Raw genomic sequence first — 20,658 nt, forward strand, 5'->3', positions numbered from 1 at the left:
TGTTTGCATCTATCGTGACGTAATTTGTATAAATTTACGCCATGAATATTCTCATTTATTTTCTATTTGCGTTGTCGGGTTTTGCAGGCCTGATTTACGAAGGTTCCTGGGCTCGCTATTTAAAGCTGTTCCTGGGACATTCCAGCTATGGTCAGGTTCTGACCCTGTGTATTTACATGGGTGGCCTTGCCATCGGTAGCTTTGTGGCTGGCAGGCTGGTGACGAAAACCAAGCGCCCCCTCCTGGGTTACGGCCTGGTGGAACTTGCCATCGGTATTGGCGGTGTGGCGTACCACCCGCTGTACAATCTTTTAACGGGAATATTCTTCACTTCGGAATTTACCGCAGGTCTTAGCTCCCGCGGGGCAGAAATCGTGAAGGTGCTTCTGGCAACAGGTTCCACCTTGCCGATTGCTATTGCGGTGGGTATGACGTTCCCCTTCATTGCTGCTGGTCTCATGCGCAAGAGCGGTGCGGAAGTCTCCCTGCCCATGCTTTACTTCACCAATAGCTTGGGTTCTGCCATCGGTATTCTCGCTACCAGCTACTTGCTGATTCCTAACGTAGGGAACCACGCAACTTTGTGCGTTGCCGCCGGCATTAACTTCCTGCTGGCTGCCATCTTTAGCTTTATCGGGCTTTCAACTTCTCCCGTTCATGAATCCGAAGGGGTGGACGCTACCGAAGAAGATCCCAACGAAGATTATGTGGCAAAGCATAACTTGCCCATGCCTCCCAAGACCACCTGGCTCTGGATTGCGGCCATCACGGGCTTGACTTCCTTCGTGTACGAAATCGTCTGGACTCGTCTGCTGTCCCTGCTCATGGGGTCTTCTAGCCATAGCTTTGACCAGATGCTTTCCGCCTTCATTCTGGGCCTTGCGTTGGGCAGCGCTGTTAGCGGTAAGCTCCTGAAGAAGGACTCTCTTATCGTGTTGTCTCTGGCGCAGATTTTCATGGCCTTCTTTGCCCTGTGTACGCTGTACTTCCATCAGCCTTTCTGGGCCATGATGAATGAGGCCAACCAGATTTTCAATCCCACTTCTGATGGTTACGTTTGCTGGAGTCTCTTTAAGTACGCTCTGTCCCTCTTGTGGATGGTACCCACCAGCTTCTTCGCTGGCATGACGCTCCCGCTCATCACCTTGATTCTGACCCGCGCCTTCAAGAGCGAAGCTCCCATCGGTAAGGTTTACGGCTGGAACACTCTGGGCTCCATTCTCGGTTCCGCTGGCGGTGGCCTCTTGCTCCTCCCGCTGCTCCAGCTGAAGGGCGCTCTGGTTCTTGCTGCTATTCTGGATTTTGCCATCGGCTTTATCCTGATTGCAGTCTACCGCAAGCGTTGGCGCCGTAGCGTTATGTTCTATGTGGTGGCCGCTGTGATGGTGTTACCCGCTTTATTCGTGAAGTTCGATCCCTCTCTTATTACCTCCGGCGCTTTCCGTGCATACAAGAACTTGCATCCGGACGAGAAAATTCGAGTCATCGATGGAAAAACCGCGACCATCAGTTTCCATGAATCTCCGGTCCATTATTACGTGAAGACCAATGGTAAGGCTGACGCCAGCATGAGTAAGGATCGCGAGGCTCCCATTGCCAGTGACGAACTGACTCAGGCTGCCACCGCCTTCATGCCCATGGCTGTGATGGATAAACCTTACGATGCCGCCATGGTGGGCTTCGGTAGCGGTATGGGCGCTCATTACCTGCTGGCTGACCCGCTGCTGAAGGATTTCGACTGCGTTGAAATTGAAGAAGCCATGATGGATCTGGCCAAGGGTTTCTACCCCTGGAACAACCGCGGTTACGACGATCCCCGCATTCATATCTTTATTGATGACGCCACCACCTTCTTCCATACTAACCGTCGCCAGTACGACATGATCATCAGCGTGCCCTCCAATCCCTGGGTGAGCGGTGTGGCTGGTCTCTTCGCTGATGAATTCTACGCCAAGATGCGCCGTTACATGAAACCGGGCGGACTTTGGGTGCAGTGGATTCAGACCTACGAATTTAACGATCTCATGTTCCTGAACATCTTGAAGGCTCTGGACAAGAACTTCCCCTATGTAAGTCTCTACAAGTCTACCGACGAACCGGACATCATCATGATCGCCAGCGACCAGCCCGTTTTCCAGAAGGGCATTGGACGTTTCAGCACGGACCCCAAGCTGGTGGAGGAATTCAACCGCATTCATCGCGAACCTGAGTTCTTTGGCGAAAGAAACTTCCTGTTCACCAACAAGATGGTTTCCGCCCTGTTGGATGGCGTGGAGCCTAACAGCGTGTTCGTCCCCATGGTGGATAACCGTGCCGAGGAAGCCCGCTTTACCCACTCTGAGGCTCACATTGTCCAGATGTTCGACTCCTGTGAAGTCTGCTGGCAACAGTACCTTGACCCCAAGGATAACGAGCCCCGCCGTGCCGCCCGCGTGGAAGCCATGCTGAAGCAGGGTGCAGATCCCTTTGTGGCCCGCGGCCTGTTGAGCTATGCGGAATACCTGTTGAAGGAATTTGAGAAGGAAGCGCAGGATAGTTCTGCCCGTATTCCAGAAGAACTTGCGGTAGATTCCGTCAAGGCGGATTCTCTTGAAAAATCTGCGGAGTTCCAGAAATTCCGTGATGAGTACGTGGAATGGATTCGCAGAATTCCGCTGGAAACTCGCGATACCAATGCGGTCTACGTGAAGGTTCGTGAGCTGGTCCAGAAGAACGGCCTACCCGCATCCTTCCGTGATGAGTTCAACATCATGGAAGCTGCCCGCGCCAAGGATTACGCCCAGGCTGCTATCCATATTGCCAAGTTCTACGACAACTATGAAATGCGAGCTATGGACGAACTGTTCTTGAGAAGCTGCATTGTGCTGTCTCTCCTGGCGAATGAACCGGAACTGACTATGGCTATCTATAAGGATGCCATCGAAGGAAATGAAAGCTTCTTTGGAGTTGAACGCAGACTCATCAAGAGAGAATTACAGAAACTTCGGAATTTATGATGTAGGGGGCATTGCCCCCTAGACCCCCGTCGCAATTCGTCGGCATCGCAAGCGCTGTGCACTTGCTTGCCTAGCCTTGCTCGTTTGAGGGAAGCGAAGCTTCCACTCAAATCCAGCCATATATAAATCGTCGGGGAGTTTATGATGTAGGGGGCATTGCCCCCTAGACCCCGTCGCAATTCGTCGGCATCGCAAGCGCTGTGCACTTGCTTGCCTAGCCTTGCTCGTTTGAGGGAAGCGAAGCTTCCACTCAAATCCAGCCATATATAAATCGTCGGGGAGTTTATGATGTAGGGGGCATTGCCCCCTAGACCCCCGTCGCAATTCGTCGGCATCGCAAGCGCTGTGCACTTGCTTGCCTAGCCTTGCTCGTTGAGGGACGCTGAAGCGCCTCCTCAAATATTGAAGGAAGGGACCTCGGGATGGGTTATGATGCATGGGGGCTCTGCCCCCTCTTTTTTTTATGAAATAAAAAAATACCCGCGGAACAAATCCACGGGTTATTTTCATAAAGTCGTCTTTTTTCTAACGTCCTGGGTGGTCCAGTGAGCGGTTAGAACAAGAAGCTTATGCCGAAGGATGTATAGATGGTGTTGAACTTGGATTCGTAGAACAGTTCTTCTGCGACCAGTGCATCGTTCAGCAGGCTAGTGAAGCAAACGACCGTGCGGAGGTTGATGTGAATGAAACGGCTCAACATGTAACCTAGATCCAGTGCGCCACCCACTTCCATACCGGAGGTTGCCACGGTGTTGTAGCGGGTTCCGCCACTACTGCTGAATTCGGAAGTTCCTTTCAGCTTTAGACCCAGATTCACGCCCAGACCGGCGAAGAGATTGTAGTCTTCGAAGGTGTAGCGGACCATCAAGGGAATTTCGAACATGTAGATGTCGATCTGGGATTCGTTTGTGTAGACGCCCATATCCTTTTCGAAATTGTAGCGACGGTAGTTGAAGGTCAGTTCCGGAACCAGGCTCAAGTTCTTGATACCTAGGTTCATCTTCAGCATAAGACCTGCACCACCCTGGAAACCCATGCCCCAGCCATCGGAACCTTCTCCGTAGAAGGTGTTGATACCACCCTGTGCTCGAACGCCAAGCATCACTGTACGGGAGAATCCTTCGTTACGCTGACGGTTAATATCGGCTTTCTTTGTAGTTTGGGTCTTGTAGCGAGCGTAAGCGCTGGCGTATTCTTCGTCGTTTGCGAATTCGCTATCGGTAGAGCCGTCGTAGGCGGGGGCGGATTCAGATGCTTCCGGTGCGCTTTCGGCGGAGACCCATTCTCCATCGTCGTCCTGGGCGAATGCGTTCAGTGACAGAGCCAATACAACAGGAGCTAAAACAGGCAGTTTAAAGAAATTCATGCTAAAATAATAACAAAAGGTTGTTGCACACTTGTGGGTAAAAATATTTTATTAGCTATTAAAACGCCCCTAAAAAAAAGTTTACTTATGCGAGGAATCTCGCATAAGTAAACGTCAATCGTAGAACTGGAACTAAATGCTCCGATTTTAAAGGAGGAATGTGAATCCTATATTCACGTAGAGAACGTGCAGGGCCGTACCCATCAGGCTGGACTCCGCAATCACGTCTTGGTCCAGCAGGTTGGTGAAGTTGAAGGTGCCGCGAACGTCCAGCTGGCTCCAATCGTTGAAAGTAAAGCCCAAAACCGCGGTGACGCCTGCCTCAACGCCTGTGGAGGGGAGCGTATTATGGCGTTTATCCTTGCTCTGGATTTGGTCGGTATCGATTTTCTGGGTAAAATCAGACTCACCGGCCATCTTCAGCTGGATGTTTCCACCTACCCCGAAAAAGAATCCTTCTTCGTCAAAGGCGTATTGCAAGGTGAGGGGGATTTCAAATAACAATTGGCTGACAGTAGCCTCGTCCTTACTGAATTCGGTCTTTCCGTCGTAATTGAATTGGCGGTAGCCGAATTCAATACCGCTGGCGATTCCAAGGCCGCCGCTGGTCAGAGGCAGCCTTGCTGCAATGCCCCCACCGAAACCGTAGCCTATTTTCCAGCCATCGTTATCCCCGAACGGGATGTTGATTCCGCCTCCTGCCCTCACGCCAAAACGGATGCGGCGGGAGAAACCTTCCTTACGGGCCCTAAATTCACTGGCGGACTCGACGAAATAGTCACGGGCATCTTCTTCGTCGTCAAGATGAGCTGTTGGAACAGAATCCTGCTGGAGGGAATCGCTTGCGATTTGAACGGCGGTTGTATCCTCGCCGTATGTATTCATCACTTGCGGGTCTTCTTGTGCGGGCTCCGTGGGGAATTCAATTCCGCAGCCGTCTCCGACGCAATTGGACACTTCGCTTTCTTCTTCACCGGAACCTTCAAAAACGCCCTGGGCGAATACACCAGAGGCTGCCCCAAAAAGAGTGAGGACGAGAATGGAAAGTGCCGACTTGGAAGACTTGCGAATCATCATACTTGAATTATAACTTTTTTTCGTAAAAGGTGGTGTGTGAAATGGTAGCTTTGTATATTAACTGCATGAAAATTTAGGAGGATTTATGCGAGGATTACGCAGTCTTTTGAATTATATGGCCTGTGCAACTTTTGTTGCTGGGGCAGTTTTCTCACTTGCCGCCTGTGGTGACGATTCGTCATCTTCTGCGTCAAATGACCTTCCCCAAACCACGGAAAAATGTGGTGAAGAGGGTAGCTATAAAACTGTTAAGAGCGATAAGGTTGGGGGGACAGATGAGTATTACCGCTGTACAGAAGGAACATGGCAACCGTCTGAATATCGTGATCCTGTAGAATCCTGTACTGCAGAAAACGAAGGTGTGGTGGATACTTTTACCGTTTATAGCGGCCGATTTCATACGGACTATTATTTTATCTGCAATAGCGGAGTCTGGAAGGAAACGGGAAAACCTGCTGGCCCCAGTGTAAGTGAACAGTGCACCAAGGAAGATACGAAGGTGGGGGATACCTGCGTTGTTTATAGACCATCGGAAAACGAAGGCTCCCTTGGATTGGCGGGAACCAGCGTAAAGTATGTCTACACAGAAGCGGGAGAATGGGAACCCGTTTGCCAACTTGCTGCTAATGGCGAATGCAAGGAAGAATAACAACAGAGTGGTTTATGTGCTTTCAAAAAAGGGAGTCCTGCTAGGCGGGATTCCTTTTTTCTATCTTTTCGCCGTAAAATTTATCCCGCGTGTCATCCTGAGCGAAATGCCGTAGGCATGAAGTCGAAGGATCCAGCTTCCAGGATGGTTCGCAAGAGGTGTCTTAAAAATGGCAAAGTATAATCCGCAAGAAATTGAAACCAAGTGGCAGGCTTACTGGGCTGAACATCAGACCTTCAAGACTGGCACCGACAAGTCTAAGCCCAAGTTCTACTGCCTGGACATGTTCCCGTATCCCAGCGGCGCAGGCCTCCATGTGGGTCACCCGGAAGGTTACACTGCAACGGATATCATTTGCCGCTACAAGCGCAGCAAGGGCTTTAACGTCTTGCACCCCATGGGTTGGGATGCTTTCGGTTTGCCTGCAGAACAGTATGCAATCCAGACCGGTACTCATCCGGCAATCACCACCAAGAAGAACTGCGACAATTTCCGCCGTCAGATCCAGCGCCTTGGCCTGAGCTATGACTGGGAAAAGGAAGTGAACACCACCGACCCCAAGTACTACAAGTGGACCCAGTGGATCTTCAAGCGCCTTTACGGCACCTGGTTCGATGACGAACAGCAGAAGGGCCGCCCCATTGAAGAACTGCCTATTCCCGCCGACGTTCAGGCTCAGGGTGCAGCAGAAGTTCGCAAGTTCAAGGATTCCAAGCGTCTCGCTTACTACGCCGACGCTCAGGTCTGGTGGTGCAAGCACTGCAAGATTGTTTGCGCTAACGAAGAAGTTTTGAACGACGGTTCTCACGAAAAGTGCGGCACCAAGGAAGTGGAACGCCGTAACCTGAAGCAGTGGCTCATGCGCATCCCGCATTATGGCGACCGCTTGCTGAAGGGCCTGGACAAGCTGGATTGGCCCCAGGGCGTGAAGGACATGCAGAAGAACTGGATCGGCAAGAGCCAGGGTGCAGAAGTGGACTTCGCCATTGCTGATGCCAACGGCAACGCTACCGAAAACAAGCTCCGCGTTTATACCACCCGTTGCGATACCCTGTTTGGTGCAACCTACATGGTGGTGGCTCCTGAACACAAGCTGGTTCCGACCCTCACTACCCCGGAACAGAAGGATGCTGTGGAAGCCTACGTTCATGCCGCCGCCCTCAAGAGCGACCTGGACCGAACCGAACTCGCCAAGGAAAAGACCGGCGTGTTCTCTGGCTCCTACGCCATCAACCCGCTGACCGGCACCAAGATTCCGGTTTGGGTGGCTGACTACGTTTTGACTGGCTACGGCACCGGCGCTATCATGGCAGTGCCCGCCCACGATACCCGCGACTTTGAATTTGCAAAGAAGTTCAACCTGCCTGTTATCTGCATCATGGAACCGGACGCATCCTGCCCGGAAGACGTGAAGCCTCAGGTTCTCGCTGGCGAAGCATGCTGGGCTGCCGACGGCACCTACATCAACAGCCAGAACGACACCCTCTGCCTCAACGGCCTCAACAAGGAAGCTGGCAAGGCTAAGGTAATCGAATGGCTCGAAGCCAACAAGATCGGTAAGGCTACCGTGAACTACAAGCTCCGTGACTGGCTCTTCAGCCGTCAGCGCTACTGGGGCGAACCGTTCCCCATCATCCACTGGGAAGATGGCGAAATCTCTACCGTCGATGACGACCAGCTGCCGGTTCAGCTGCCGGACTTGCAGGACTACAAGCCGGGTGACGGCGGTCAGTCTCCGCTGGCCAACGCAACCGAATGGCTTAACGTTGTAGACAAGAACGGCCGTAAGGGCGTTCGCGAAACCAACACCATGCCGCAGTGGGCTGGCTCCTGCTGGTACTACCTCCGCTATATCGACGCCTGCAACGGCGACGCATTCCTGGCCAAGGAACTTGAAAAGTACTGGATGCCTGTCGACCTGTATGTGGGCGGTGCAGAACACGCTGTGCTCCACTTGCTGTACAGCCGTTTCTGGCACAAGGTCCTCTTCGACCTGGGCCTCGTCTCTACCGACGAACCCTTCCAGAAGCTCTTTAACCAGGGCATGATCCTTGCCTTCGCTTACGAAGACGCAGCCGGCTCCAAGGTTCCCACCGACGAAGTGGAAGAAAAGAACGGCAAGTTCTTCAAGAAGGGTACCGACATCGAACTGAAGCAGATCGTTGCCAAGATGAGTAAGTCCCTGAAGAACGTTGTGAACCCGGACGACGTGGTTCGCGACTACGGCGCAGATAGCCTTCGTTTGTACGAAATGTTCATGGGTCCTCTGGATGCCGTGAAACCTTGGCAGACCAAGGGCATCGAAGGCATGAACCGCTTCCTGGGCCGCGCATGGCGTTCTGTGGTAGGCGACGACGATGCAGCTCCCATCTTCGTTGACGAAGCCGCTCCGGAAGAAATCCAGAAGATTATGCACCAGTCCATCATCAAGGTCACAAGCGACATTGAAAACATGAGCTTCAATACCGCCATTAGCCAGCTGATGATCTTCAACAACGAAATGATGAAGATGGACAAGCGCTACCGCGAACCTTGCGAAACCTTCGTAAAGCTCCTGCAGCCCTTCGCACCCCACATCGCCGAAGAAATGTGGAGCATCCTCGGTCACGAAGGTTCCTTGACAAATGTTGCATGGCCTGAAGCCGACGCAAGCAAGGCTGTGGAAAACACCGTCGAAGTCGTGTTCCAGGTGAACGGCAAGCTCCGCGCCAAGGCAAATGTCGCCAAGGACATGGACAAGGCTGCTCTCGAAGCCCTCGCCATGGAAAATGACCGCGTGAAGGAATTCACTAACGGCAAGACTGTTGTTAAGGTTATCGCAGTTCCTGGCAAGCTGGTGAATATCGTTGTGAAGTAATCGCAAGGCGAGTGCAGCGACCACGCTTGCGTGGGCATTGCCGAGCCGCAGATTACTGCGCTCGAAGAGCGCCAATAAGTTGGTTTGAGGTGGGGGGGAGGTTTCCCCCTCGCTTCAGCCCCTCCCGCCCTTATAATCAGGCCCGCTTCGGCGGGCCTTTTTCTATACACCCACCCAGGGGCTTCCGCTACCCCTTCTAACGGGGGCTCAATCGCCGCCCCCGTAACGCCCTGGCTTTATTGCGGGTTGTTTTTGTTTAATACGATGGAAAGTTTTGTTCCGTCAAATGCTTCTCCTCGTCCTTCTTTTTCATCAAACTTTGAAAATGCAACAAGGCTGTAGTCTGGAAGAGGGATGTTGTTCTTTTCAAGAATGCTTATTATCTCTTCAAGAACCTCTGCGCATTTTCGCCGTTATCGTCTATGACAGTGTATGCATAGACTTCTTCCATTTCGTGGATGTTTTCCATGAGTTGAGCGAAGTCTTCGTCTAAACCATCATACAGGTTTTTGAAGGTGTTATATTCTTCTTCAGAAAGATAGGTGAAGTCGGAAGATGCGTAGTCCTTGAATGCAAAAATGCATTCCGGAAGCAGGTCGACAATTCTATCGGACCACTCGTCAAGAAACATTTTTCCATCTGTGATTGTCCAAAGTTTCCTAGACAATGGTGTCCAATCTTTATCTGGCTCTTTTGTCATCAGATATTGTTCCAAACACATGATTGCATATGCGACCCTGCCGCGCCATGAAATATTGCTGAAAATGTTTATGTCCATACTTAGACCTCGTTATAATTTCCAACCTTGTAGACGATGTTATTCATCGGTTCCTAGAGAAACTATCAAGGAAAATTTTTCGAATCTTAAAATCCAAAGTCCTTCAACAATGTACCAAAGTGCCGAATTGTGATTGTCAAATGTATTTGCCTCAAAGATTTCAAAAGGTTCTTCCTTGTCGTCAATGCAAAATTTTTCTCTAAAGCTGTTGGCTAAAATGGAATGTGCTTCGTTGTCTCCAAAATAAATTATTCGACTGAACATGTTTGCGAAAGGGATCTCTTTTAAAATGGCGGAACTAGGTGGTAGTTCGCATCCGGCATATTCTTTGGCGAGTGTCCAGATATTCTCTGATTTGTCAGTTTCAAAGATATCTAGTTGAAAGCCTCTGTACCGAAATGAATCTTCAAACTTTCTTACTAAGTTGTAGAAATCGCAGAAAAATTCGTTGGCGGCCTTTGTGTTGGCCTTATTTAGGCTTGGCTCTCTATCCCACTCGCTATTATTTCGAGAGTCTTCGATATAATAGGTTTCTGCATAAAGTTCTTTCATGGGAAACTCCGGTTTTACACTAGTGTAATATAAATTCTTTAAAGCGACTATAGATAACAAAATCGCCCCGAAGCAAATCAAAATGCTTCGGGGTGTTTTTGTATCGTTTAAACGAACTGTACTTTATCCCATGGAATGTAGTTGGCTTTCTCCCCACGGAACATTTTGTCGCCGCCGTAAACGACCGAAGTGTGGGTGGACTCAATTCCAGAAAGGTTTGCGAACTTATTCAGCGAATCGTAGAATTTGCTGTTCATTGTTTCTCCAGACTTGATTTCGTAGGCCCATAGTCCATCTTCGTTTTCAATGAGCAAATCCACTTCCTGCTGATTGGAATCTCTCCAGAAATAAGCCTGGGGTTCAATGCCTGCAAACCTGTGCTGTTTAAGACATTCCGCAATAATCATGGACTCAAAGATGTTTCCCTTTATGCCGCATTGGGTCAACTGTTTTTCGTTGAAAATATTCAGCAAATAGCAAAGCAGACCGGTGTCGTAGAAATACAGTTTGGGAGATTTTATCAGCCGTTTCGAAAAGTTGCGGTAGTAGGGCTGGAGCTTGAACACGATAAAGCTGGCTTCGAGGATGGAAATCCACGCATTGGCTGTCGCTACGTTGATGCCTGCATCTTGTGCCAGTTCTGCAATGTTGAGGACAGACCCTACGCGTGAGGCGCAAAGTTTTAGAAAACGGGTGAATGCTGCGGCATTGGAAATGTTTCGTAGTAGGCGAACGTCTCGTTCAACGTAAGTCCGCGTATACGATGAAAAATATTCCTTTGAAGATATTTTTTTGTCGTACAGCCTTGGGTAACTTCCTTTTAGCAGGTATTCATTTAGGGTTTGTGGGCGAACATTGGATTTTGAAAGCTCGCCGATTGAGAACGGAGCTAGCTCCAGAATGCATGCCCTACCAGCCAAACTTTGGGAAATCTGTTCCATCAACAAAAAATTGTGGGACCCGGAGAGTATGTATTGACCGCATTTGCTGTTGGAATCGACGGCGGTCTGTATGTACGAAAAAAGTTCCGGAACACGTTGTGCCTCATCTATGATCACATTGGTTCCGTAATTCTTTAAAAATCCTCTAGGATCCTCCTGTGCGATTGTGCGAACGTCTGGATCTTCCAAAGAAACGTAAGTGTAATTCGCAAAACATTGCTTGAGCAAAGTGCTTTTGCCGCACTGGCGAACGCCTGTAAGCGTGATTACGGGAAATTTGGCTGCCTTGTCCAATATTGCGATAGTTATATCTCGATTTAACATAAAAAACCTATGTATTTCTCTTAATATAATTTATGTAAATCTATTAGTCAATAGTATGTAAATCTATTATAAATTTTTTGGGAAATATAACCTAAAGGTTATTTTATAGCTTCCGCCTTCACGAAATCGCAGAGCCATACTTTATCATTCCCGATATAGAATTTGGTTCCTGAAATGATGGCTTTTGCAGTATCAATCTGCAGAATGATGGGCTCAGAGTCTCGTCTTTTTCCCACTTGCGTTGCCATGTCGGTATCTACGGAAAGATGAACATATTGGCGTTGCATTGGCTTCAGACCTTCGCTCATAATTGTGGCGATTGCCTTATGCGTTGTTCCGTGATAAAGAATTGCTGGTGGAATTCCTGGAATCTTCTGAATCATCTGGGGCACAGAATGTCCGTACAATGCACGAATTTTGTCTCCGACAATCTCATGACGTTTCTTTTCTGAAGTTTCAATGATATGTTCGAGGTCCGCCTGGACTATGTTTCGCTCGTATTGACCAGATTCATTCAAAGCGGACAACAGTTGCTTGATGGGAACGAATCCCTCTGCGTCCAATTCAAGTTCGTATTCCCAAGGTGCGTGACGCAGGGCGTAGGAAATTTCTTTGGAAAGTTCGGTGTAGTTTATGGACATTCAACTTTTGCCTTTTCCAGATCGTTGTCATAGTACCAGCAGGTGGATTTCCGATCTCCGTAATCTACCATATAACGGAAACATTCCTTTGCGAAATGATAGGTAACGCTGTATATGCGCCCTGTTTTATTCTTTGCCTTGATTTTTACAGTGTCGTTTGTATAAAAAGAAGGCTTGCCGATAACATTGAAACCGTCACTTTTGATTTCAATTGTCGCATACCCTGTTGCCTCATTTGTTGATTGAAGAACGAGGATGTCCTCTTTTTCGTCAATGACGATGAAGTGTCCGTTCCACCATCCACTTGCATTCCAATCAATGGATTCTTTATACGGAGATTGTATCAATTCGCTGTTGATGATACGCCCGTAAGAATGGATCAAACTCATTTTTCCTCCATTTTCTAACCTTTCCTTCTAAATTACAATGCCTTAATTCTTTCGGTTTCCTGGTCATCGATGGTGAATGATCCGTCGTTGATTTTGTTCAGCAATTCAATGAGTTCTGTCATCATGGCTAGCATCTTTTCTTTATCAGCCTTTTCTTGCTCTTTGTTAAACCAGCAAGCTTGATCGTGAGAGTTGAATTCGTAATACCCGTCAAACATATCTTGTATCTTGAAATTCAGTTGACGGATTTCTTCGTTTTCATCAATGATAGAAATGCCTGTTTGAGGTTTGCCTGTTTCTACATCACTTGTCCAAATTGGACCTTGTAAAAAGTCGAGCATGATTTTTACTGTTTGCATTTTGAGCCTCATTTAGTTACGGAATGTAAAATGCTTCTTATTTTCTTAAAACTCCGCTTCAAAATCTTCGTCAATGGCTCCATAAGCGCATTGAAGGTTTTCTCGAAGATGATATTTTCATCCTCTTCAGGATATTTCTTGATGGCCACTTCGAGGCTGCGGATAAATCTAATACTTTGTGTTTTGGCGGCGACATGGTCCCAAATTTCAGAAATCCAGGAAAGTTCGTCGGCAGTGCATTGCGTTTCAATGTATGCGGCGGTGCCTTCAATGTCTTCGCACAGAATTTCAATCTCTTTTTCATTACATTTGTTCACTGCAAAATCCCAATTATCATCTGTGGACATACGTTCTCTAATTGAATCCTTAAAAGCTTGAATATTCATTATTTATTCCTCCACAGAATAATTGGCGGGCACTTGTCACATAACCTATCTCTATTTCCTACATCTGTTGTGCCTTGATTGAAATCTATATAAAAGTAAATGACAAAAGATGTCAATAAAATATTATTAGATTATGAAATGATATTCGCATATCTGGAGCTTGAAAGATGAAATACCATATAGAAGAATACGAACTATTCAACGAAAAAAGAATAGATGCTGTGTTGGATCATGAAAATCCGGTTTTGCAAGATTGGTTGAACGATGACTTTAGGCAATTCCATAAATGGTATATGGATGACTTCAAAGAAGTTATTGATGGCAAGAAAGAAAATGGCGGACCTAGTGCAAATATGTCTGTTATAGACATCAATAAGGATAAGACTACCATTGAGCAGCTTTTCCACGAGGACGATGCTAAGGAAGAAGAATTCAAGACTGTTGTTGACACGGTGGAATTGTACGAGTTGCTGAAGTCTTGGCAACACGATCTCCGCTCTTTTAGAGCAAAGAATCGTGCTAAGAAAAGAATGACGCAAAAACAACAGGCGGCTTGCACTTACCAATGGAAATATCGCAAATATGTTGGTAAGACTATCAAGTTGAAATTAACGGATGGCGATGTGTTGGTGGGGAAGGTTGATAGTATATCCAGTCCTGGAGATAATGACAATGGCGAAGAGGGAATTCTCCTTGATACGTTGATCGGACTTCAGGAATATTTTGAACACGAAATTGAAAGCGTGGAAGTAGAAAGCACGTAGTCTTTTGGACTACGTGCTTTTTGCTCTTAAAGGTTTTCAATAATTTCTTTCAGATTTTGAGTCTTGATCTGTTTTTCAAAGTGAACTTTGACCCCTGCTGAAGAGAGACTTTCGAAGAATATCTTTGCGGATTCAATTTTAAGTTTCTCTCCGCCACGCAGGTCTGTTTCTGCGTCTTTGACATCCTTGCATTCCACAATGAGATTGAGCTCCTTCTTGTCTTTTCGCTTTACTATGTACATAAAGTCGGGGCTGTAGGTTTCGCCAAGTATTGTTGGAATCTGGATTGTCTTGCGAGGGATTTTGCCGAATACGTCTACACCATCGATGTCGTTTTGAATATCTTCCTTTTCCAAGGGTGAATCAAAGGTTATGGCATCATAGAGGTATTTTTCGGGAACATTACTGTTGTCTGCTTGCGTTCCGATGAGACCTTGCTGAATGAACTTTTCTGCGTTGCCATTATCGTCATTCAGAGAAGTCTTCTTGATTCTCTTTCGTTCAATTTTCTGATAGCTGAATCGACCCATCAAGTTTGCGATTTTCCAGTCATGGAGGGCGCGGCAGATGTTATAAAGCGATTTCTCGTTGAACATTGGCTCGCCGCCATTTTTTGCAAAATCACATATCGCCTTGTGCATTTCTACGACAGGAATAGATTCCTTGGCTTGAATACGTTGCAGAAATTTTCCGTAAGGAATAGGTTTCTCCGTTTCGTATGTTTTGGAACTGGAGTCCTTCAACGTTGCAATACCATTTTCGGTAACAAGTTCTTGTCTGGAACTTGTAAGAACGGTTTTCCCGAATAGATCTTGTTTGATGAGCCCTGGCAAGGCTTTGGATAGTTCGTTATTGATGCTTTCTTCGAAAGTGAGCATATAATGCTCGTTCATCTTGAGCCAAATATCTTTTAGAACCTTGTAGTTCTCATTGCGAATTCCGATTTTCTTCTTTTCGGGATGTTTGTTGCGGTCCACAATCTTTTTCTTTGTGGCGCTATGCTTGAACAAATCTGGATATTCGCTTTCAAAGGCGTCGGCATTGTCGTTATTGACGGGATAGCCGGGCATATCGTCTTTGCGACGACCAATGAATTTCTTTCCATAAAGTTCATCGTATAATTCATCTACGTCAAGACCAAATTTCTTTGCATAAGCTTGAAGCTGTTCTTCTGTTATGAACATGAGTTCGCTTCGCTCGCCATTGATTTCGGCAACAAGCTTGTCTGCGAAATCCTGCTCCGTATAGTCCACGATGTAATTGAGTGTAAATTCTTCGTCGGTAATTCGTTTACCGGATTCGTTTACGGGCAGACGGAGGCCGCGACCGACTTCTTGGAGCTTGCTGATTTCGCTTCCACTGGAACGAAGTTTAGCGATTGTGAAAACATTAGGATTGTCCCAGCCTTCCTTCAGAGTCCATTTCGAGAAGATGAAACGTCTTGGATTATCAAAAGACAAAAGGGCCTTTTTGTCATTCAGAATTTCATTCACCTGCTTGGAAATTTCTTCGTCGCTAGAAGAATTGTCTTCAGCAAAGTAACCACCGTGGGAGTCCTCAATGTTTTTCAGGGAGCTTTCCAGGTAATCTTTATACTCTTTTTCGGAGGAATCCAACTTGCTTATGAGGGACTTGGTTTCTTTCTTTAGAACTTCCTCAAAAGTTCTTTTGATGTAGCCGTTTTTCTCGCGATATGCGGAAATATCATCAATGAAGAATAGGGCTAGCGTTTTAATTTTATCTTCTCGTTTGAAGTTCTGACGTTCCGTTTCTAGATGTCTGCTGATTGCCATCTGAATCATGGATCGTTGATAGGGTGTTGCGTACATATCTGGAGTGATGTACGAGCCCTCTTTCAAGATTACGCCGTTGGAGAGCAGAACAGAGTTCTTGGATTCAAAGGAATCGATTCTTAGGTTGCCGAAATCATCATGAATTTCGGAGAGAAGTTCGTCTATGATCAGCGTTTTCTGTTTATTTTTGTTGGTTGCATCCTTCCTGGTGAACTTGATGTTTCCTGCTTTCGAATCTATGGAATCCACGCGGATTTTGATGTTCTCAGCATCTTTAGATTGAGGTATGTGTTCCTTGGCGATTCCTTTAATAAGATTCTGTTGGAATGAATCATAGGCGTCAAGATTATAGACGAGATTTTTATAATCCTTGACAATTTGCTTTGACTTTCCCTTGCCGATAACGACTTCGGGGTACGTTGCTCCGAAACGAATAAGCATTTGGGGGCAAAGCTTATTCATGATGGAATTGATGACTTTCGTTTCTGATGAAAAACGATGGGGTTCGTCAATAATTACTATAGGTCTTGTCGCCTTGAGTGCGTCTAATGGACAATAATAGTTCCCGATGCCGTAATCAAAATCATCCTTGATGTAGTTGGAATTGATGAGTAGAGCACTATTCAGTAGCAATACGGAAATGTACTTATCGGACTGACCGGGATTTTGATAAAAACCCGAAACGACGGAAGGGAACATTTTTCTTTTGCCGGAGCTTTTCTGCCCTGTTCCTTCAAACAGACGAATTTCTGTGCCGTATTCGCAGTCTTTTTCAAAGTGCCTTTTTATATCGGGACTCTTGAGAAAATTTGCAGCACCAGCTTTGATGGCAAGGTTAGGAACTACAAGGATGAATTTACTGATTCCATGTTGCTTATGTAGCTCGTACATCGTTTTTGTATAGACGTAAGTCTTGCCGGTGCCGGTCTCCATTTTTACGTCAATGTAGATGCAGGGATTCTCGGCATTGTCTTCGGGATTTTCTGCCGAAGCGAACTTTTTCATTCCTTTGTCAAAATCTTTTTGTAGCACCTCTAGGGCTTTTTTGATTTCATCATCTTTGGGAAGAAAAGTTTTGTTGGCGGAATAATCCAGAGAATTTTCACTTTCAATGGAATTTACTACCTGCAGGATTCTATCAACAGCCCTTTGCTGGTGGGGAAGGTTTTGCTCAAACTGAAAATCCATGACGAACTCCTAGTAACGAACTTCCAGTTGAATGTTGATGTCGCTAATGCCCTTGATGTTGGCCTTCAAGGTTTCAAGGGTTGTCATGCCGAAGCTGTAGCCGAACGCAACAATGTGTTTGGGCTTGAAACTGCTGTCTTCGTCGTATTTCTGAAAGAGAGACTTGATATTTTCGTTGCTGATTCCTTCATCAATAAGATACAGATAGTCCTTGATGCGGAATGCTTTATAGCCTTTAAGGTCAATCGTTTCGACTTGTGCATTGAAAGTGTGGCCGTCATTGACCATCCATGTGGCGAGAACGGTTTCTGCGTCGAATTCCTTTAAAATGGATGCGTCGCCGATATTTGTGCCTATGTCGAACTTGGTAATTTTGTCGATGGATTTTTGTGCCGGCTTTTGGATGGTGAAGTGCTTGAAACCTAAATCGCCCTGGTAATCTGGGTTTTCTTCCTTAATCTTCTTTGCTGCACGACGGATGCGCTCCATGCCAATTTGATCAAGCGTATGTGGCTTGTTGATGGAGTCAAGGAACTTGATTGCGTTTTTGGTTGTGTCGTTAGGCTTTTCTATTCCGTCAAGATTCTCTGGAAGTTGAACAGCTATTATTTTTCGAGAGCCTTTATCCAATGCGTTTAAATGCATTACTGCATGAGCTGTTGTTGCGCTGCCGCTAAAGAAATCTAAAACTATGGAGTCTTTTGTTGTGGTAAAATCTAAAATCCGTGCAATTTGTTCGTGGGATTTTGGATGGTTGAAAACTCCTTTTGCTAAAAGATTGTCCACAATTTTTGTTGCCGCTCTTCCGTCTTCGTAAATCACAGAACGTAATAATTCTGTTGCGTTTTCAATTCTTTTTTTGGGCTTAATCAAGACATTTTCATCATCGCCAAAAACAACATCGTTGTTTGCTATCATTTCGCGCATTGTTTTTTCTGGATAACGAAACCCTTTTTCGGGTACTTTACACGCTTTTTGTGTTACGGGATGTAAAATTTCATATTTGTAGCCGCCCATTTTTGTGTTAGCAACGTCTGCATCATGGTAAACGCCCTTCTCATCAACGTTGTCATAATGAGTTACTTGAGATAACTCGTCCTTGTGTGTTTTTATCCATTTTCTTAATTCCAATTCAATATTTTCAACAGAAAGACCTTTTGCTTTTAACTTTTCATATTGTTGTTTGATTTTCTCTGCGTTTTCGCTTTTTCTTACCCAAGGTTTTTGCTGTAAAACGTCATTGGTGTAGCATAGTGATTATTCCGGAGCGGCGGAGCCGCCAGTCCGGAAAAATGGGAGCCATCATTCCGGACCTGTGGAGCCACCTGTTTATAGCTCATTTGTTTGGTCAAATACAGTATGTTGGGACCGCGCGGGATTTTATAAGCCTATTCGCGCGAGCCGCCTGCCTACAATCAGTTTAAAGGCACACGCAATGCTTTGAATGACCAACATCTAGTTTTATCCTGCCATAAGCTTTCCTTGCTAATAGCTATGGCTCTCTTTCTCCGGAACACTGGCTCTCTGACACCGGACTGATGGCTCAAAGTATTCCGGAATAATCAGCATAGCATGTACTCATGATCAGTGCTGATTTGCCGAGCATTGTTGTCTGTTGCTGTTTCAATAATGAGGTTTCCGCAAAAATTCTCTTCTCCGAAAATTTCATCGCATAAAATCTTAAGGTTTGCCTGTTCATTATCGTCGATGCTAATAAAAATGACTCCGTCGTCTTTCATCAAGTCGCGGGCTAGTTTGAGGCGCGGGTACATGAAGGTAAGCCACGCTGCATGAGAACGCGAAGACTTGCGGCTAATCATCTTGTGAATGCGTTTAGCGGATTCGGAGTCAGAGTTGATTCCCAACTTTTCTTCAATGTCCTTTTCGGAAAAATCAAAACTATCGTTATAGACGAAGTCGTCGGACCCAGTGTTGTAGGGAGGATCGATGTAGATGCACTTTACCTGTCCTTCATAGGAACGTCGCAGATGCTTCAAGACTTCAAGGTTGTCTCCTGAAAGATAGAGGTTTTCACTGTCCTTGTTTTCAGACTTCTTGTTGTTCTCCTTGTCGGGGACAATCACAGTTTCTGTATCCAGCGAGTACAACAGTCGTGCGTAGTCTTTTCCCAAGAAATTGAACGTTTCTCTTTCTTCGGTAACGAGGCTTTTGTCACCGGTTGCTTTTTGTGCCCAATAGCGAATTGTATCCACATCAATGGATCCGTCTTTGCCAATAGCATTGGGAATCAGTTTTTTTAACGCTTTAAGCAGTTCTACATTGGCGTTAATTTTCTCGTTTGCTTCCTGGATTTGGCGAATCATCGATGGCTCCTTCAAAAGAATGATCGGATATCACTTTTACTCTGGAGTCTAAATGGCCACGAAAAAAGGCGTGGAATCATTCATGCTTACATCGACTGCGGTAACGACCAAGAAACCTTAATCTTCCATAAGCACAAACAACCCACGCCCCAATAGGGACGTGAGCGTCTGCCTTATTCTCGGAAGATTTGAAATTTTGGTCGTTTTTCAGTCGAGAGAATAAGAGCAAATACCCTTAAAAACATGCGTTTGAAACGAGTTGAACGATTCAAACTATTTGCACACGAATATACATAAAGCAGTCCTTTAGGTCAATAAAGGTCCGTTTAATAGTCTGCATTTTCCCTGTTAGGGCTGGTATGATGGATTGAATCTGGGGTACGGCAAAAAATATGCCTTACAGACGAAGTGGAAGAAAAGAACGGCACTGCTGCCTAAGGCGAGTGTCGCGGACGGGAACTTGTTCACGGACATGACCGAGCCGTAGCAGATGGCGCTTGCGCCAGTTCTTCAAGAAAATGTTCATGGGCCCTCTGGATGCAACCAAGCCTTGGCAGACCAAGGGCATCGAAGGTATGAACCGCTTCCTGGGCCGCGCATGGCGTTCTGTTGTGGGCGACGATGCTTCGACAGGCTCAGCAACCGGCGCTCCGGTTTACGCTGATGAAGCCGCTCCTGAAGAAATCCAGAAGATTATGCACCAGTCCATCATCAAGGTCTCCTCTGACATTGAGAACATGAGCTTCAATACCGCTATTAGCCAGCTCATGATCTTCAATAACGAAATGATCAAGATGGACAAGCGCTACCGCGAACCTTGCGAAACCTTCGTGAAGTTGCTGCAGCCCTTTGCACCGCATATCGCTGAAGAAATGTGGAGCATCCTGGGCCACAACGAAAGCCTCACCAACGTGGCATGGCCTGAAGCCGACGCTTCTAAGGCTGTGGAAAACACCGTGGAAGTCGTGTTCCAGGTGAACGGCAAGCTCCGCGCCAAGGCAAACGTCGCCAAGGACATGGACAAGGCCGCCCTCGAAGCCCTCGCCATGGCTAACGACCGCGTTAAGGAATTCACCAACGGCAAGACTGTGGTAAAGGTCATCGCTGTTCCTGGCAAGCTGGTGAACATTGTTGTGAAATAAGGTCTGGATGTCATCCTCGACCTGATCGAGGATCTGGCTTTTAAACAAAAACGCCCCGAAGCAAATCAAAATGCTTCGGGGTGTTTTTTGTATTAACATTTTTTTGCGGTGATTAAATTTCTATTCCCCGCA

General features: G+C 46.6%; 16 protein-coding genes and 1 pseudogene. 5 read left to right on the top strand and 12 right to left on the bottom strand.

Annotated features, from left to right (window positions below):
* Positions 1-41 precede the first annotated feature (41 nt).
* Positions 42-2,996 carry a fused MFS/spermidine synthase gene (locus BUB59_RS08695; RefSeq protein WP_073228629.1) on the top strand — a complete coding sequence of 985 codons (2,955 nt, stop codon included), beginning with the start codon at positions 42-44 and terminating at the stop codon, positions 2,994-2,996.
* Positions 2,997-3,549: 553 nt separating this feature from the next.
* On the opposite strand, the gene BUB59_RS08700 is transcribed toward BUB59_RS08695, so the two are convergent.
* Complete coding sequence (locus BUB59_RS08700) at positions 3,550-4,362, bottom strand: porin family protein (RefSeq protein ID WP_073228633.1); 813 nt, start codon at positions 4,360-4,362, stop codon at positions 3,550-3,552.
* A gap of 147 nt (positions 4,363-4,509) precedes the next feature.
* On the bottom strand, positions 4,510-5,439 hold the full coding sequence (locus BUB59_RS08705) for an outer membrane beta-barrel protein (RefSeq protein ID WP_073228635.1): 930 nt from the start codon (positions 5,437-5,439) through the stop codon (positions 4,510-4,512).
* An 85-nt stretch (positions 5,440-5,524) separates the two neighbouring features.
* On the opposite strand from BUB59_RS08705, the gene BUB59_RS08710 reads away from it, so the two are divergent.
* Positions 5,525-6,088: a hypothetical protein gene (locus BUB59_RS08710; RefSeq protein WP_143160301.1), complete on the top strand. Its 564-nt coding sequence runs from the start codon at positions 5,525-5,527 to the stop codon at positions 6,086-6,088.
* A gap of 169 nt (positions 6,089-6,257) precedes the next feature.
* A complete protein-coding gene (gene leuS / locus BUB59_RS08715; protein WP_073228642.1) occupies positions 6,258-8,945 on the top strand; it encodes a leucine--tRNA ligase in 2,688 nt (895 codons plus the stop codon).
* 379 nt (positions 8,946-9,324) lie between these two features.
* Here the strand turns inward: leuS and BUB59_RS08720 are convergent, their stop codons facing one another.
* From BUB59_RS08720 to BUB59_RS15505, 7 genes are all read right to left on the bottom strand, one after another.
* Entirely contained in the window at positions 9,325-9,576 is a 252-nt protein-coding gene (locus tag BUB59_RS08720) for a hypothetical protein (RefSeq protein WP_073228645.1), read from the bottom strand.
* A gap of 186 nt (positions 9,577-9,762) precedes the next feature.
* Positions 9,763-10,275, bottom strand: coding sequence for a hypothetical protein (locus tag BUB59_RS08725; RefSeq protein WP_073228648.1), 513 nt, complete (start codon positions 10,273-10,275; stop codon positions 9,763-9,765).
* Positions 10,276-10,382: 107 nt separating this feature from the next.
* Positions 10,383-11,540: an ATP-binding protein gene (locus BUB59_RS08730; RefSeq protein ID WP_073228651.1), complete on the bottom strand. Its 1,158-nt coding sequence runs from the start codon at positions 11,538-11,540 to the stop codon at positions 10,383-10,385.
* Between the two features lie 98 nt (positions 11,541-11,638).
* Positions 11,639-12,181, bottom strand: a complete 543-nt coding sequence (locus tag BUB59_RS08735) for an RNA 2'-phosphotransferase (protein ID WP_073228655.1) — start codon at positions 12,179-12,181, stop codon at positions 11,639-11,641.
* The gene (locus BUB59_RS08740) at positions 12,172-12,570 is read right to left on the bottom strand and encodes a hypothetical protein (RefSeq protein WP_073228658.1); all 399 of its coding nucleotides are present in this window, start codon (positions 12,568-12,570) and stop codon (positions 12,172-12,174) included. Before BUB59_RS08740 ends, BUB59_RS08735 begins: the two co-directional genes overlap by 10 nt.
* Positions 12,571-12,602: 32 nt before the next feature.
* On the bottom strand, positions 12,603-12,929 hold the full coding sequence (locus BUB59_RS08745; RefSeq protein ID WP_073228718.1) for a hypothetical protein: 327 nt from the start codon (positions 12,927-12,929) through the stop codon (positions 12,603-12,605).
* Positions 12,930-12,937: 8 nt separating this feature from the next.
* Positions 12,938-13,315: a hypothetical protein gene (locus BUB59_RS15505; protein WP_200778821.1), complete on the bottom strand. Its 378-nt coding sequence runs from the start codon at positions 13,313-13,315 to the stop codon at positions 12,938-12,940.
* Positions 13,316-13,482: 167 nt separating this feature from the next.
* Here BUB59_RS15505 and BUB59_RS15005 point away from each other — a divergent pair, with 167 nt between their 5' ends.
* A complete protein-coding gene (locus BUB59_RS15005; RefSeq protein WP_083540250.1) occupies positions 13,483-14,079 on the top strand; it encodes a hypothetical protein in 597 nt (198 codons plus the stop codon).
* A gap of 26 nt (positions 14,080-14,105) precedes the next feature.
* Here the strand turns inward: BUB59_RS15005 and BUB59_RS08760 are convergent, their stop codons facing one another.
* The 3 genes and pseudogenes from BUB59_RS08760 to BUB59_RS08770 all read right to left on the bottom strand — a co-directional run.
* Positions 14,106-17,060 (bottom strand): type III restriction-modification system endonuclease, encoded by a 2,955-nt coding sequence (locus BUB59_RS08760; protein ID WP_073228662.1) that lies wholly within the window; start codon positions 17,058-17,060, stop codon positions 14,106-14,108.
* A gap of 9 nt (positions 17,061-17,069) precedes the next feature.
* Positions 17,070-18,191 carry a DNA methyltransferase gene (locus tag BUB59_RS08765; protein ID WP_073228665.1) on the bottom strand — a complete coding sequence of 374 codons (1,122 nt, stop codon included), beginning with the start codon at positions 18,189-18,191 and terminating at the stop codon, positions 17,070-17,072.
* A gap of 431 nt (positions 18,192-18,622) precedes the next feature.
* Positions 18,623-19,198, bottom strand: a pseudogene (locus BUB59_RS08770) (site-specific DNA-methyltransferase); the annotation flags it as partial.
* A gap of 683 nt (positions 19,199-19,881) precedes the next feature.
* On the opposite strand from BUB59_RS08770, the gene BUB59_RS08775 reads away from it, so the two are divergent.
* A complete protein-coding gene (locus BUB59_RS08775; RefSeq protein ID WP_234980007.1) occupies positions 19,882-20,526 on the top strand; it encodes a class I tRNA ligase family protein in 645 nt (214 codons plus the stop codon).
* Positions 20,527-20,658: the final 132 nt, after the last annotated feature.

The sequence above is a fragment of the Fibrobacter sp. UWEL genome, from assembly GCF_900142535.1.
GTDB lineage: Bacteria > Fibrobacterota > Fibrobacteria > Fibrobacterales > Fibrobacteraceae > Fibrobacter.

Excerpts from the sequence above, each read along its gene's own strand:
- BUB59_RS08695 (WP_073228629.1), top strand. The coding sequence starts at position 42 with ATGAATATTCTCATTTATTTTCTATTTGCGTTGTCGGGTTTTGCAGGC.
- BUB59_RS08700 (WP_073228633.1), bottom strand. The coding sequence starts at position 4,362 with ATGAATTTCTTTAAACTGCCTGTTTTAGCTCCTGTTGTATTGGCTCTG.
- BUB59_RS08705 (WP_073228635.1), bottom strand. The coding sequence starts at position 5,439 with ATGATGATTCGCAAGTCTTCCAAGTCGGCACTTTCCATTCTCGTCCTC.
- BUB59_RS08710 (WP_143160301.1), top strand. The coding sequence starts at position 5,525 with ATGCGAGGATTACGCAGTCTTTTGAATTATATGGCCTGTGCAACTTTT.
- leuS (WP_073228642.1), top strand. The coding sequence starts at position 6,258 with ATGGCAAAGTATAATCCGCAAGAAATTGAAACCAAGTGGCAGGCTTAC.
- BUB59_RS08720 (WP_073228645.1), bottom strand. The coding sequence starts at position 9,576 with ATGTTTCTTGACGAGTGGTCCGATAGAATTGTCGACCTGCTTCCGGAA.
- BUB59_RS08725 (WP_073228648.1), bottom strand. The coding sequence starts at position 10,275 with ATGAAAGAACTTTATGCAGAAACCTATTATATCGAAGACTCTCGAAAT.
- BUB59_RS08730 (WP_073228651.1), bottom strand. The coding sequence starts at position 11,540 with ATGTTAAATCGAGATATAACTATCGCAATATTGGACAAGGCAGCCAAA.
- BUB59_RS08735 (WP_073228655.1), bottom strand. The coding sequence starts at position 12,181 with ATGTCCATAAACTACACCGAACTTTCCAAAGAAATTTCCTACGCCCTG.
- BUB59_RS08740 (WP_073228658.1), bottom strand. The coding sequence starts at position 12,570 with ATGAGTTTGATCCATTCTTACGGGCGTATCATCAACAGCGAATTGATA.
- BUB59_RS08745 (WP_073228718.1), bottom strand. The coding sequence starts at position 12,929 with ATGCAAACAGTAAAAATCATGCTCGACTTTTTACAAGGTCCAATTTGG.
- BUB59_RS15505 (WP_200778821.1), bottom strand. The coding sequence starts at position 13,315 with ATGAATATTCAAGCTTTTAAGGATTCAATTAGAGAACGTATGTCCACA.
- BUB59_RS15005 (WP_083540250.1), top strand. The coding sequence starts at position 13,483 with ATGAAATACCATATAGAAGAATACGAACTATTCAACGAAAAAAGAATA.
- BUB59_RS08760 (WP_073228662.1), bottom strand. The coding sequence starts at position 17,060 with ATGGATTTTCAGTTTGAGCAAAACCTTCCCCACCAGCAAAGGGCTGTT.